Origin of the sequence: Caballeronia temeraria, assembly GCF_001544795.2 — a bacterium.
Lineage (GTDB): Bacteria > Pseudomonadota > Gammaproteobacteria > Burkholderiales > Burkholderiaceae > Caballeronia > Caballeronia temeraria.
The window spans coordinates 1-13,011 of record NZ_FCOI02000064.1; the positions used below are offsets into that span (position 1 = coordinate 1).

Consider the following 13,011-nt stretch of genomic DNA (forward strand, 5'->3'; position numbering starts at 1 on the left):
TGTGACCGCGGGCGTATCGAGCTGCTTTCTTTGGTTACTTTCTTTGCAGCAGCAAAGAAAGTGACTGCCGCCCCGCACAGGGGCAGCGCAAATAGACCGACGAGAAAACAGGATTTCACATAAGCCAATCCAGACCAAACAAATAGGAACCCGAAATGAACATCACACAAGGAACGTTTTCATTCCTCCCACCATTGACCGACGAAGAGATATCGTCGCAAATAAACTACGCCTTGGACCAAGGCTGGTCCTGCTCGGTGGAATACACCGACGATCCCCACCCAAGAAACACGTATTGGGAAATGTGGGGCCTCCCGATGTTCGATCTCCACGAGGCTGCCGGCGTGCTGATGGAGGTGAACGAATGCCGCAAGACCTACCCGAACCACTACATCAAGGTGAACGCCTTCGACTCGGTGCGCGGTTTCGAAACGATGCGTCTGTCTTTCATCGTGAACCGCCCGACGGAAGAAAGAGGCTTCCGCCTGGAACGTCAGGACGATAGAAGCCGCATCCAGCGCTACGCGATCCGCACCTACGCAACCGATCGCCCGAGCGGCGAGCGTTATTGATGAGGAACAGAGATCATGAGCGACGCCGAAGCCACCCTCGAAGCAGCGCCTCTTCAAACGCACACGCAAACGCAAGCGACGCACGCCGACCTGATGGCGCTCTATCGCGAATCACGCATCGGCGAGGTACTAGCGGAACTGGACCGCGATCTCATCGGCCTCGCGGCCGTCAAGACGCGCATCCGCGAAATCGCGGCGCATCTGCTCGTGGAGCGCGCGAGAGAGACGCTCGGCATCGCATCGGGTGCGCCCACGCTGCACATGTGCTTCTCGGGCAATCCCGGAACCGGCAAGACCACCGTCGCGCTGCGCATGGCGCAAGTGCTGCATCAACTCGGCTATATCCGGCGCAATCATCTCGTCTCTGTGACGCGCGACGATCTCGTCGGACAGTACATCGGCCATACCGCGCCCAAAACGCGCGAAGTGCTCAAGCGCGCAATGGGCGGCGTCCTCTTCATCGACGAGGCATATTACCTGTATCGCCCTGAGAACGAGCGCGATTACGGGCAGGAGGCCATCGAAATCCTGCTGCAGACGATGGAAAACCAGCGCGACGATCTCGTCGTGATCCTCGCGGGATACGAATCGCGCATGGAGACGTTCTTCCACAGCAATCCCGGCTTTCGTTCTCGCATCGCGCATCACCTCGTGTTTCCGGACTATGCGCCCGGCGAGCTTCTGCAAATCGCCGAGCATATGCTGGCCGACATGCACTATCGCTTCGACGACGACGCGCGGCGGGCCTTCGAAGACTATCTCGCGCATCGCATCAGACAGCCGAACTTCGCCAATGCGCGCTCGGTACGCAACGCGTTGGATCGCGCGCGCCTGCGTCAGGCGAACCGTCTGTTCGAGGCCGCCGAAAGCGGTAACGGCGTCGCCGATGCCAACGCACTGATGCAACTCGACGCAAGCGACATCCGCGCGAGCCGCGTGTTCACCGATTCATAACTTGAAGGAGCGCGCGATGCAGGACGGACGCACGACCTTATCGAAGTTCCTGATCGACACACTGGACCGCAAGCCCGGACCCGAAGCGTCAAGCGGTCTGTCTGCACTGCTTATCGATATCGCTGCATCGATCAAGACGATTGCGGCCGCATTGACGCGCGGCGCGTTGAGCGGACAGCACGGCTCGGCGCAATCGATCAACACGCACGGCGAGGAACAGAAGAAGCTCGACCTCGTGACCAACGATATCTTCCTGCAGCATTGCGAATGGGACGGGCTGCTCGCGGGCATGGTGTCCGAAGAGATGGACGAGGTCTACGCAATTCCCGAACCGTATCCGCGCGGCGAGTATCTGCTTGCGTTCGATCCGCTCGATGGTTCGTCGAACATCGATATCAACGGCGTCGTCGGCTCCATATTTTCCGTGCTCAGACGCGGCAGCGACGAAAGCGGCGCACCCGGCGATGCATCGTTTCTGCGTCCGGGCCGCGAGCAGGTCGCGGCGGGCTACGCGATCTACGGACCATCGACGATGCTTGTGCTCTCCGTCGGCAACGGCACGCACGGCTTCACGCTCGAACGCGATGTCGGCAACTTCGTGCTCACGCATTCCGATATCCGCATTCCCGAGGATTCATGCGAGTTCGCGATCAACGCGTCGAACGAGCGCTTCTGGGAGCCGCCCGTGCGCCGCTACGTGCAGGAATGCAAGGACGGCCGCACCGGCTGCCGCGCGCAGGACTTCAATATGCGCTGGATCGCATCGATGGTCGCGGAAGTGCATCGCATCCTCATGCGCGGCGGCGTGTTCATGTATCCGCGCGACTTCAAGACACCCGAGATGGAAGGACGTCTGCGTCTCCTGTACGAAGCCAGTCCGATGAGCTTCATCGTCGAACAGGCGGGCGGGCTGTCGATTACCGGCCGCGAGCGCATTCTCGATGTCGAACCGAAAGCGCTGCATCAACGCGTGCCCGTGATACTCGGGTCGCGCAACGAAGTGGATCGCATCCAGCGCTATCACGGCGAATACGATCGCGGCGAGGACAAGCCGTTCACATCGCCTTTGTTCAAGGAACGCTCGTTGTTCCTGCCCGAAACCGAAGCCTGATCCTGCCTCTGAAACAGCGCTCACCAAAACGTACAGGGAGACAAGCGCATGTCAGTCAAACATCCGATCGTCGCGGTGACCGGTTCCAGCGGGGCCGGCACCACCACCGTCATGAAGAGCTTCACGCATATCTTCAGGCGCGAAAAAATCAACGCGCAGATCGTTGAAGGCGACGCGTTCCATCGATACGACCGTCTCGGCATGCGCGAAGCGATGAAGCAGAGCGAGCGCGACGGCCTGCTCAACTTCAGCCACTTCGGCCCAGAAGCGAATCTGCTGCAAGAGCTCGAAGCGCTCTTCGATAGCTACGGCGAAACCGGCGGCGGCAAGTATCGTCATTACGTGCACGACGAAGGCGAGGCCGCGCACTACAAGCAGGACGCCGGCACGTTCACGCCGTGGGAAGACATCACGCCCGGCACCGACCTGATGTTCTATGAAGGCCTGCATGGCGCGGCCGTGACCGACAAGATCGATATCGCGCGACATGCGGATCTGCTCGTCGGCGTCGTGCCGATCATCAATCTCGAATGGATTCAGAAGCTGCATCGCGATCAGACGATGCGTGGTTATTCGCATGAAGCGGTCGTCGATACGATCCTGCGCCGCATGCCCGATTACGTGAATTACATCTGCCCGCAGTTCTCGCGCACGCATGTGAATTTTCAGCGCGTGCCGACGGTGGATACGTCGAACCCTTTTACGTCGCGCGAGATTCCGCAGCCCGACGAGAGCTTCGTCGTGATCCGCTTCGCGAAGCCGAAGGGCATCGACTTTCCGTATCTGCTGACGATGCTGCACGACTCGTTCATGTCGCGGCCGAATGTGATCGTCGTGCCCGGCGGCAAGATGGGTCTTGCGATGCAGCTCATCTTCACGCCGATGATCCTGCAACTGCGCGACCGGCGCGCGCGCGCATAGAAAAGGTTTCCATCACGTATCAAAGGAGGCATCTCATGAATGCCGTCGCTGAAGCTTTGCCCGGACTTCATCGCTCGCCCGACACGCGGCAGATGGCGAACGCGTTGCGCATGCTCGCCGTCGATGCCGTCAGCCAGGCGAACTCCGGTCATCCCGGCATGCCGATGGGCATGGCGGAGATCGCCGTCGCGCTGTGGGGGCGTCATCTGAAGCACAATCCCGCCGATCCCGACTGGCCCGATCGCGATCGCTTCGTGCTGTCGAACGGGCACGGTTCGATGCTGCTCTATGCGCTCTTGCATCTCTCCGGCTATGACTTGTCCATCGACGAGATCAAACGCTTCCGGCAGATGGGCAGCAAGACACCGGGGCATCCTGAAGTGGGCGTCACCCCCGGCGTCGAGACGACGACCGGGCCGCTCGGGCAAGGTCTCACGAATGCGGTCGGCATGGCGCTCGCTGAGGCGCTGCTTGCGCGCGAGTTCAATCGGCCGGGGCATGAGATCGTCAATCATCGCACGTATGTTTTTGCGGGCGATGGCTGTCTGATGGAAGGCGTGTCGCATGAAGCGGCTTCGCTCGCGGGCACGCTGCGGCTCGGCAAGCTCACGGTGCTTTACGACGACAACGGCATTTCCATCGATGGTCATGTCGACGGCTGGTTCACCGACGACACGCCGAAGCGCTTCGAATCGTACGGCTGGAACGTGATCCGTGCGGTCGACGGCCACGATGTCGATGACGTATCGCATGCGCTGCAACGCGCGCGCGAGTCGGATCGTCCGACGTTGATCTGCTGCAAGACGGTGATCGGTCTCGGCGCGCCGAAGATGGCCGGCACGCACGACGTGCACGGCGCACCGTTGCCCGCGGACGAAGTGGAAGCGACACGGCGCGCGCTCGGCTGGACGCATGCGCCTTTCGAGATTCCGTCGTCGATTCACGCGCTGTGGGACGCGCGCGAGGCGGGCACGGCGGCGCAGGATGAGTGGAATCGCCGTTTCGATGCGTATCGTCGCGTCTTTCCTGACGATGCCGCCGAGTTCGAGCGGCGCGTGCGCGGCGCGCTGCCCGCGAACTGGCGCGATACGGCCCATGCGTTCGTGCGCGACGCGGATCGCGCGCGGCAGACGGTCGCGACACGCAAGGCGTCGCACCTGGCGATCGAAGGTCTGGCGCGCGCGCTGCCCGAACTGCTCGGCGGATCGGCCGACTTGACCGGATCGAATCTCACGCGCTGGAAGGATGCCGTCGATGTGAGCGCGGCGCCCGAGAAGGGCAATTACATCCACTTCGGCGTGCGCGAGTTCGGCATGAGCGCGATGCTGAACGGCGTCGCGCTGCATGGCGGATATCTGCCGTTCGGCGGAACATTTCTCACGTTCTCCGATTATTCGCGCAACGCGCTGCGCATGGCCGCGCTGATGAAGACGCGCACCGTGTTCGTCTTCACGCACGATTCCATCGGTCTCGGCGAGGACGGCCCGACGCATCAGCCGATCGAACACGCCGCGACGCTGCGCATGATTCCGGGGCTCGACGTATGGCGTCCGTGCGATACGGTCGAGACGATGCAGGCGTGGATCAGCGCGATCGAGCGCGATCGGCCGGCGTGCCTGCTGCTGTCGCGCCAGAATCTGCCGTTCGTGCCGCGCGATGAAGCACAGATCGATGGCATCGAGCGCGGCGGCTACGTGCTTCGCGACTGGCCGTCGACGTGCGATCGCGATGCGCGCCGCGTCGTGCTGATCGCGACCGGCTCCGAAGTCGCGCTCGCCCTCGCCGCCGTCGAGCCGCTGAAGGAAGAGGGCATTCTCGCGCGCGTCGTGTCGATGCCATCGACCACCGTCTTCGACCGCCAATGCAACGCGTGGCGCGAACGCGTGCTGCCCGAAGGCGTGCCGCGCGTCGCGATCGAGGCGGGCGTGACGGCGTTCTGGCGGCAGTACGTCGGGCTCAACGGCGGCGTGATCGGCATCGACCGATTCGGTGAGTCGGCGCCGGCGAGCGAGCTGTTCGCGCACTTCGGTGTGACGACCGATGCGCTCATCGACGAAGCACGCCGCGTCGCCACCTGATTTTTCGCACTCTGCACGGAGATATCACGATGGCTTTCATCGCACTGAGGCAGTTGCTGGATCACGCGGCGGAGCATGATTACGGCGTGCCCGCGTTCAACGTCAACAACATGGAGCAGGTCCACGCCATCATGCAGGCGGCCGAGGCGACGCGAAGCCCGGTCATCCTGCAGGCGTCGGCGGGCGCGCGCAAGTATGCGGGCGAGCCGTATCTGCGGCATCTGGTGCTCGCGGCGGTCGAGGCGCATCCGGATATTCCGGTCGTGCTGCATCAGGATCACGGCGCGAGTCCGTCCGTGTGCCAGCAGGCGATTCGTTCGGGCTTCACGTCCGTGATGATGGATGGCTCGCTCATGCCCGATCAGAAAACGCCCGCCGATTACGACTACAACGTCGATGTGAGCCGGCGCGTCGTCGAGGCGGCGCATTCGGTGGGCGTGTCGGTCGAGGGCGAACTGGGTTGTCTCGGATCGCTGGAGACCGGGCTTGCCGGAGAGGAGGATGGCGTCGGCGCACGAGGCGCGCTGAGCCACGATCGCTTGCTGACCGATCCCGGTGAAGCGCGCGCGTTCGTCAAAGCGACGGGCATCGATGCGCTCGCGATTGCCATCGGCACGTCGCACGGCGCGTACAAGTTCAGCCGCCAGCCGACCGGCGATATTCTCGCGATCGATCGCATCGCCGAGATTCACGCGCGCGTTCCGGATACGCATCTCGTGATGCACGGGTCGTCGTCGGTGCCGCAGGAATGGCTCGCAATTATTCGCGAGCACGGCGGCGAGATGCCGGCGACCTTCGGCGTGCCCGTCGATGAGATTCGGCGCGGCATCGCGAACGGCGTGCGCAAGGTGAACATCGATACGGACATCCGCCTCGCGATGACCGGCGCCATGCGGCGCGCGATGGCGTCGGCGAAGTCGGAGTTCGATCCTCGACATGCGTTGAAGGCGGCGACAGCGGCGGCTCGGGATTTGTGTATCGAGCGGTTCGAGGCGTTCGGGTGCGCGGGACATGCGCATCGCATCAGGCCGATGGGGCTGGAAGCGATGGCGAAGCGGTATCACTGAGGGCGCGCCGCTCGTGGGATCATGACGGGCGGCGCGGGGTCAGGCGGGCGTGGCCGCGTTGAGATATCCAGCGAGTTCGCTGTCGACGGTCAGGAATCTGAGCACTTCGGTGCGCGCCTGCGCGACCAGCACGCGATCGAATGGATCGCGATGCAGGTCAGGCATGGCACGCACGGCCAGAGCGTGTTTGAGCTGAACCGGAAGCACGATGACCGATTGCTCATTCAGCTCGTCGATGGCTCGCTCGCCATTCGGCTCGAGCTTGCCTCGTGCGGATTTGATCGACAGCTCCCAAATGCTCGCGGTGCTGACGAAAACCTGCTCGGCCTTGGCGATCATTTTTCGAAAGTCGTTCGGCATTCTGCGATCGTTCGAGACGCTCCAGACATAGACGTGCGTATCGAGCAGCAAGCGCATCATCGGCTCTCGGGTACGGGGGCAGCGTCGTATATCCGCGGTTTGTAGAACGCTGCAATGATGTCATCGGGCAACGGTTTGACGAGTTCGTCCTCAAGCACGGATTCGTCATCCACACGTCCGATGACCATCGAACCGCACGATTCAGGATCACCGTCGGACAGATTTCCGACCGCCCTCACGCCAAGCAACAACGCCGGACGATCACCGCCAATGGCCACATCCTTGCCTTCCGCCACCATTTCGAGAATCCTGGGCAAGTCCTTCTGCGCCTCTTCAACACTGAATATGTACATGAACACTCCGGATAACTAAGAAGAGATTCGATGCTATCCGACTCCGATCACCTCGCCAATATGCCGAACGGCCAATCGAAACAATTGGGAGCTATCTCATGCCTACCGAATCACCGACAGCCGAACTCGGCGCGATCGCATCCGGTTTCCTGCTTCCCGCGACCGACGGCCGCACGCACACGCCCGATTCGCTGAAGGGCGCGAACGGCCTCGTGATCGTCTTCATGTGCAATCACTGCCCGTATGTGAAGGCAGCGCTGCCGAACCTGATCCGCGATGCGCGCGCGTTGAAGGCAATCGGCGTGAATATGGCGGGCATCAATTCGAACGATGCATCCGTCTATACCGACGACGCCTTTGACCGCATGATCGCGCTCGCAAAAGAATGGAGCCTGCCGTTCCCCTATCTGCACGATGAAACGCAGGAAGTCGCGCGATCCTATGGCGCGGTCTGCACGCCCGAATGCTTCGGCTTCGACCGCGATTTGCGCCTGAAATATCGCGGCAGAATCGATGCATCGCGCAAGGAAGCCTTGCCCGAAGCCCGCCGCGAATTGTTCGAAGCGATGCGCGCGATCGCGGAAGACGGCGAAGCGCCCGGCGAGCAACTCCCGGCGTTAGGCTGCTCGATCAAATGGAAGCCTTAGCGCTTCTTTTTCGTGCTGCCGGGCGCATGCCACGCCAACAGATCGTCGTCGGGCCGATCGACCTCGCATCCCCAATCGAGCGGCTGATCCTGATCGAAGCGCTTGCCGAGTTGCCACGCGATCTCGGCGCGCGCGAGTTGCACGCCGAGATAGAACGCGTGTCCGCCATCGTGCTCGACCTTCAGTTCGGGATAGAGCGTGAACGGATCGATGGCGACGTGATGTCCATCGCGGTTATAGACATGAATGCCGTCCGCCGACACCTGCACGCGAAAGTTCGGATCGCGCACGGCGGCGGCGAACACGCCGATTTCCTCGGCGTCGTAAGGAAACGGCCGCTTCGCGTGCAGCGCGGACAGATCGGCGGAAATGCCTTTGGGCAGCGTCTGCGTTTCGCGCGCGGCATGCATCACGCGACGTGCGACATCGGCTTCGCGAACGGCACGTCGCGCATGCAGGCTCACTGAAGTCGTCAGCACCGCGGCGATGCGCAATTCCGCCGCCATGCCGAACAGCACCGCGTTGATGCCGCTCGTATCCGCCTCGGTGAGTTCGGTCACGTTGCCGACGCCCATCATGATCGGCACATCGGGATGACGCTCGCGCAAGGCCACATAGCGCGCGATCGACGCCGCGAGTCCGAACGGAATCGGATCGAGGATCGGATCGGCGAGAAAGGCGCGGCCGCGTCGGGTCATCGCTTCGATGGCGGCATCGAGCGATGCGACGTCAGCAGGCTCGCGCGGCACGATTATCGGCGTCGATGCAATTTCATCAGTAATCCATAATGTATCGATGTTGAGGCTCATCACGTAGTCGGCGCCCGCGCGTCCGCCGCGTATGAGTTCTTCCTCTCGCATCGAATCGACACTCACGCGATAGCCTTGCTCCTTCAGCATCGCGACCGCATCTTCGAGATGCGGAAACGGCGTTTCCGGCAGGCAGCCTATATCGATGACATCCGCGCCTTGGCGTTTGTATTCGCGCGCGCGCGCCGTGATGCCATCGAGATCGAGGCGTGGTGCATCGACGATCTCCGCGAAAATCTCCGTCTCGTAGCGCGACAGATCGACATGCCGCGCCTCGCGCCCGAAGAACTGCGGCAAGTCCTTCACCTCTTCGGGTCCGCGCTCGACTTTCACGCCGTAATGCGCGGTGAGGGCATCGAGATCGCCGCGGCATCGGCCGGGCACGATCATGCGGCTCGTGCCTTCGCTGAGGGGCGTCGCGACGCGGCGGCGGATCATGTCGGCGGTCATCAAGCCCGCGACCTGAAGACCGATCTCGCGCACTTCCCAGGTGAATGGCGATCCCGCGGCCACGGGCGCGATGCTTTCGAGCACGTGCTGAAGGCTCGGTTGCGCGAGCCGCCCCGTCAGGAAGACGATGTGTTCCATGCGAGCTTCAGGTCCGACAGGCGTTGATCGAGCGCGGCTTTGAGATCGTCGAGCGAGCGGGCCACGGTGGTATGCGCGAAGCGCGCGAGCCGCTCGACATTCTCGAACTCGATCGCGCGCGGCCTCACTTCGACCCATTCGTGCGGGGCCTGCGTGATGACGGAGGGCGCGGTATCGCATGCGAACACGATGCCCGGCACGCATTGCTTGCCGGCTTGCGCATAGAGATTGGTGGGCAAGGTATCGGAGATGCCGAACGCGCATTTGGCGACGGTATTGCTCGTCGCGGGCGCGATCACGATCGTGTGATATTCGCCGTTATAGATCATGCCGACGGGCACGCTGCTCGCGCTGTTGTCGCGCAACACCTTGAAGTGCTCGCGCAGTTTCGCGATGGTCCAGCCATAGAGCGGCAGCACTTCCTCGCCGGCGGCGGAGAGGAACAGATCGACGCCGGGCAATTGCCGCGCGAGCGCGATCGACTCTTCGAGCATATGCCCGGAGCCTGTCACGCACCACGCGAAGCGCGCGTCGGGCTTGAACTCGTCGAGCCGGCGGGCAGGCGTGGGTTGCGTCATGCGTCGGGTGCGCCGGGCGTATCGTGCGAGAGTCGAATATGCAGCCGATGCATCTTGCGATACAGCGTGTTGCGGCTGATGCCAAGCACCTTCGCGACGTTGCTCACGTTCCATCGATGTTCGTCGAGCAACTGGAGCACGGTCTCGCGTTCCTTCACCTGGATCGCGTTGAGCGACGAAGTATCGGCGTCATCGGCAAGATGCGGTGGCGGGGAAGTCGTTGCCCGCGCAGCAGCCTGCGCAAACGGAGCCGCGCCGTTCACGATTTCCGGCGGCAGATGCGCGCAGCGGATCTCGGGGCCGTCGCAGAGCGCGATGGCCATTTGCAGCACATGACGCAACTGGCGGATATTGCCCGGCCACGGATAACTCAGCAGCGCCTGTTTCGCCTCGGCGGAAAGTGCGGGCGGCTCCTCGGATTCCGTTTCGAGAATGTGACCGATGAGCGCGAGCGCATCCGCGCGTTCGCGCAGCGGCGGCAGATTGATCTCGATGCCGTTCAGTCGGTAATACAGATCCTCGCGGAACATGCCCGTCTGCACGAGCTCGATGAGATTGCGGTGGCTCGCGCTGATCAACTGAAAATCCACCTTCACCGTGGTTTCCGCGCCGAGCGGCGTGACCTCGTGCTCTTCGAGCACGCGCAGGAGACGCGCTTGCAATGTGAGCGGCATATCGCCGATTTCGTCGAGGAAAAGCGTGCCGCCGTTCGCCTGCACGATCTTGCCGCGCCGACCTTCACGCTGCGCGCCCGTGAACGCGCCCGCGCGATAACCGAACAGTTCGCTCTCGATCAGATTCTCCGGCAGTGACGCGCAATTCACCGCGACGAACGGACCCGTGCCGTTCGGGCTGATGCTGTGCAGCGCATTGGCGAATACTTCCTTGCCGGTGCCCGTCTGTCCGCGCAGGATGATCGGAATCTTGCGCTGGATGACGCGCGCGGCGAGTTGGATCTGCGAGGCCATGCGCGGATCGCCGAATTCCAGATGCGCGAGCTTGTCGAGACGGCCGGTCGATGCCGGCTCGCGCGTGTCCTTCTTCGGCGCTTTCGTGCGCGCGGCGGGGGCCGACAGATCGCGCGCGGCCGGATCGCTCATGAGGATACGTGTCGCGCCTTTCGCGCCTTCGCGCGATGTCTGCGCCGTGAGAAAGAAGCGGCTGTTGGCTTTCGCGCTATAGACCGTCACCGGATGGAACGAGCCGCGGATGCTGCGCGCGATCATGTCTTCGAGCGACGCGTTGAACGCTTCCTCGATGCGCTTGCCGCACAGTTCCGCGGGCGAGCGCAGGTCGAGCTGGAAGAGGGCGCTGCGGCTTGCGGCGAGCACGACGCCATCGTCGCTGACGGCGAGCTTGCCCGCATGCAGCGTGCCGACGAACTCGGGCCGGCTATGAAAGTGGATCATGTTCGCGTGCCGGTAGCGCGCATCGATCAGACGATTTTCAATCATCTGCCGCGACATGCCGACGAGCACGAGCGAATGCTGTTGCAGAAGCTTTGAGCGGCTCGTCACATCGAGCACGCCGACGACGGTGCCGCGTTCATCGAAGATCGGCGCGGCCGAGCATGTGAGCGACGTATAGCGCGGATAGAAATGTTCGTGCTGGCATACGGCGATGCAATCGCGTTCGATGAGGCAGGTCCCCATGCCGTTGGTGCCGGCCTCGCGCTCGCTCCACAGTGCGCCGACGCGCAGACCATCGGCGGCGACGGCCTCACCGAACGGCACCGACGACACCTGATGCACGATGACGCCATCGGCATCGACCAGCACGACGGCGAGTTCCGGATCGGCGAGTTGCTGATAGAGCGTCGTCATTTCGAGCTTCGAGCAGGCGATGAGATCGCTTGCGGCTTCGCGTCGCTCGTTGAGTTCGTGCTGGGCGAGCACGGGCGGCATGACGAAGCGGCCCGGATCGAGCCTGAATTCCGTGAGGCACCGCAGCCACGATTGCGCGACCGAATCGCTGGCGCGACGTGCGGCCAGCGGATTATTGACGATGTTCAGCACTTCCCGGACATGCGTGTCTACGTCAGCGAGTGACGACATGGGGGCAAGTCTCCGTTGCGCCGCATTCCGGTGCGCGGTGAACCGCGCGGCCGTCCGGCGTCGAATCTGTTGTGTTTGACGTTGGCGCTGCGGCCAATCGTGCCTGAAGGCGCGCCTCGTGGCCGGATGTCGGGTGATTTCAGGTGCTGTCTGGGACCCGAACGACCGGTTTCTCAAAAACTTTACATCCTTAGGCGCGTACGTTCAATAAGTAGTCGCATAGAGTAAGCTGAACGCGCCCGGTTTTTGCTTGCTATCGATGGATGACCTTGGCGATGGGCGTCGGGGTTTCTTTCGAGGCGACAAGCATATGGGCCGATTCGAACCGATCCGCGAAGCTGTTCATGTTGCGCCGCACACTGGCGCGTCGCATGCGCGTGCCGCGATGGATATCGTTTATATCGAAGGACTCACGGGGCAGACGGTAATCGGCATCGACAAGAGCGAGCTGCATGATCCGCAGACAGTGCGGATGAGCCTTGCGATCGGCGTGCCGTCGTTGCGTGCGTGCGTGACGGATCGGATCGAGGATACGGTCAATTATGCGGCAGTGCGGGAGGCTATTCACGGCTTGCTCGCATCGCATGGATTGCAGTTGCTTGAGGCGCTGGCGGAGCGCATCGCGCAGATGGTCATCGCGGATTTTGGTGCGCATTGGGTCAGGATTTCGCTCGCCAAGCCAGCCAAGTTCGATGATGTCGATGCTGTTGGGGTTGTGATCGAGCGACGGCGCAGCGTCGAGGGGCGCGGGGGTGGGGGTCCTGTTAGTCTCGCCTGGATTGGGCGGGGGTTTGTGCCTGAGTGAATTTTAGTTTCGTTTTCGCCGATTCCCGTTTTCTTAGTGGTCTATAAGCACTGCCCCTGTGCGGGGCGGCAGTCACTTTCTTTGCTGCTGCAAAGAAAGTAACCAAAGAAAGCA

13 protein-coding genes are annotated in these 13,011 nt (G+C 62.5%); 8 read left to right on the forward strand and 5 right to left on the reverse strand.

Annotated elements, in window-relative coordinates; genetic code table 11:
• Positions 1-155 precede the first annotated feature (155 nt).
• From AWB76_RS37780 to fba, 6 genes are read left to right on the forward strand one after another with little or no spacing between them, the layout of a single operon-like run.
• Positions 156-572: a ribulose bisphosphate carboxylase small subunit gene (locus tag AWB76_RS37780; protein ID WP_061165185.1), complete on the forward strand. Its 417-nt coding sequence runs from the start codon at positions 156-158 to the stop codon at positions 570-572.
• Between the two features lie 15 nt (positions 573-587).
• Positions 588-1,526 carry a CbbX protein gene (cbbX, locus tag AWB76_RS37785; protein WP_061165186.1) on the forward strand — a complete coding sequence of 313 codons (939 nt, stop codon included), beginning with the start codon at positions 588-590 and terminating at the stop codon, positions 1,524-1,526.
• A gap of 16 nt (positions 1,527-1,542) precedes the next feature.
• On the forward strand, positions 1,543-2,637 hold the full coding sequence (locus tag AWB76_RS37790; protein WP_061165196.1) for a class 1 fructose-bisphosphatase: 1,095 nt from the start codon (positions 1,543-1,545) through the stop codon (positions 2,635-2,637).
• A gap of 48 nt (positions 2,638-2,685) precedes the next feature.
• Positions 2,686-3,558, forward strand: a complete 873-nt coding sequence (locus tag AWB76_RS37795) for a phosphoribulokinase (protein WP_061165187.1) — start codon at positions 2,686-2,688, stop codon at positions 3,556-3,558.
• A gap of 35 nt (positions 3,559-3,593) precedes the next feature.
• Positions 3,594-5,636, forward strand: coding sequence for a transketolase (gene tkt / locus AWB76_RS37800; protein WP_061165188.1), 2,043 nt, complete (start codon positions 3,594-3,596; stop codon positions 5,634-5,636).
• 29 nt (positions 5,637-5,665) lie between these two features.
• Positions 5,666-6,703 (forward strand): class II fructose-bisphosphate aldolase, encoded by a 1,038-nt coding sequence (gene fba / locus AWB76_RS37805; RefSeq protein ID WP_061165189.1) that lies wholly within the window; start codon positions 5,666-5,668, stop codon positions 6,701-6,703.
• Between the two features lie 39 nt (positions 6,704-6,742).
• On the opposite strand, the gene AWB76_RS37810 is transcribed toward fba, so the two are convergent.
• Together AWB76_RS37810 and AWB76_RS37815 are read right to left on the reverse strand one after the other, a co-directional pair.
• Positions 6,743-7,123 carry a type II toxin-antitoxin system VapC family toxin gene (locus AWB76_RS37810; protein ID WP_341845326.1) on the reverse strand — a complete coding sequence of 127 codons (381 nt, stop codon included), beginning with the start codon at positions 7,121-7,123 and terminating at the stop codon, positions 6,743-6,745.
• Positions 7,120-7,416, reverse strand: a complete 297-nt coding sequence (locus AWB76_RS37815) for a hypothetical protein (RefSeq protein WP_061165190.1) — start codon at positions 7,414-7,416, stop codon at positions 7,120-7,122. Before AWB76_RS37815 ends, AWB76_RS37810 begins: the two co-directional genes overlap by 4 nt.
• Positions 7,417-7,514: 98 nt before the next feature.
• Here AWB76_RS37815 and AWB76_RS37820 point away from each other — a divergent pair, with 98 nt between their 5' ends.
• Positions 7,515-8,063, forward strand: a complete 549-nt coding sequence (locus AWB76_RS37820) for a thioredoxin family protein (protein ID WP_061165191.1) — start codon at positions 7,515-7,517, stop codon at positions 8,061-8,063.
• Here the strand turns inward: AWB76_RS37820 and AWB76_RS37825 are convergent.
• The 3 genes from AWB76_RS37825 to AWB76_RS37835 are packed head-to-tail and all read right to left on the reverse strand — an operon-like array spanning position 8,060 to position 12,092.
• Positions 8,060-9,460: a DUF6513 domain-containing protein gene (locus tag AWB76_RS37825; protein ID WP_061165192.1), complete on the reverse strand. Its 1,401-nt coding sequence runs from the start codon at positions 9,458-9,460 to the stop codon at positions 8,060-8,062. The genes AWB76_RS37820 and AWB76_RS37825 overlap by 4 nt on opposite strands.
• Positions 9,439-10,038: a flavoprotein gene (locus tag AWB76_RS37830; RefSeq protein ID WP_061165193.1), complete on the reverse strand. Its 600-nt coding sequence runs from the start codon at positions 10,036-10,038 to the stop codon at positions 9,439-9,441. Before AWB76_RS37830 ends, AWB76_RS37825 begins: the two co-directional genes overlap by 22 nt.
• Positions 10,035-12,092 carry a sigma-54-dependent Fis family transcriptional regulator gene (locus AWB76_RS37835; RefSeq protein WP_061165194.1) on the reverse strand — a complete coding sequence of 686 codons (2,058 nt, stop codon included), beginning with the start codon at positions 12,090-12,092 and terminating at the stop codon, positions 10,035-10,037. Before AWB76_RS37835 ends, AWB76_RS37830 begins: the two co-directional genes overlap by 4 nt.
• Positions 12,093-12,402: 310 nt before the next feature.
• Here AWB76_RS37835 and AWB76_RS37840 point away from each other — a divergent pair, with 310 nt between their 5' ends.
• The gene (locus tag AWB76_RS37840) at positions 12,403-12,897 is read left to right on the forward strand and encodes a dihydroneopterin aldolase (protein ID WP_061165195.1); all 495 of its coding nucleotides are present in this window, start codon (positions 12,403-12,405) and stop codon (positions 12,895-12,897) included.
• Positions 12,898-13,011 lie beyond the last annotated feature (114 nt).

Bases quoted from the DNA above. Each gene is read 5' to 3' on its own strand.
- AWB76_RS37840 (WP_061165195.1), top strand. From the start codon at position 12,403: ATGGGCCGATTCGAACCGATCCGCGAAGCTGTTCATGTTGCGCCGCAC.
- AWB76_RS37830 (WP_061165193.1), bottom strand. From the start codon at position 10,038: ATGACGCAACCCACGCCTGCCCGCCGGCTCGACGAGTTCAAGCCCGAC.
- AWB76_RS37835 (WP_061165194.1), bottom strand. From the start codon at position 12,092: ATGTCGTCACTCGCTGACGTAGACACGCATGTCCGGGAAGTGCTGAAC.
- AWB76_RS37790 (WP_061165196.1), top strand. From the start codon at position 1,543: ATGCAGGACGGACGCACGACCTTATCGAAGTTCCTGATCGACACACTG.
- AWB76_RS37810 (WP_341845326.1), bottom strand. From the start codon at position 7,123: ATGATGCGCTTGCTGCTCGATACGCACGTCTATGTCTGGAGCGTCTCG.
- AWB76_RS37825 (WP_061165192.1), bottom strand. From the start codon at position 9,460: ATGGAACACATCGTCTTCCTGACGGGGCGGCTCGCGCAACCGAGCCTT.
- AWB76_RS37795 (WP_061165187.1), top strand. From the start codon at position 2,686: ATGTCAGTCAAACATCCGATCGTCGCGGTGACCGGTTCCAGCGGGGCC.
- fba (WP_061165189.1), top strand. From the start codon at position 5,666: ATGGCTTTCATCGCACTGAGGCAGTTGCTGGATCACGCGGCGGAGCAT.
- tkt (WP_061165188.1), top strand. From the start codon at position 3,594: ATGAATGCCGTCGCTGAAGCTTTGCCCGGACTTCATCGCTCGCCCGAC.
- AWB76_RS37780 (WP_061165185.1), top strand. From the start codon at position 156: ATGAACATCACACAAGGAACGTTTTCATTCCTCCCACCATTGACCGAC.
- AWB76_RS37820 (WP_061165191.1), top strand. From the start codon at position 7,515: ATGCCTACCGAATCACCGACAGCCGAACTCGGCGCGATCGCATCCGGT.
- AWB76_RS37815 (WP_061165190.1), bottom strand. From the start codon at position 7,416: ATGTACATATTCAGTGTTGAAGAGGCGCAGAAGGACTTGCCCAGGATT.
- cbbX (WP_061165186.1), top strand. From the start codon at position 588: ATGAGCGACGCCGAAGCCACCCTCGAAGCAGCGCCTCTTCAAACGCAC.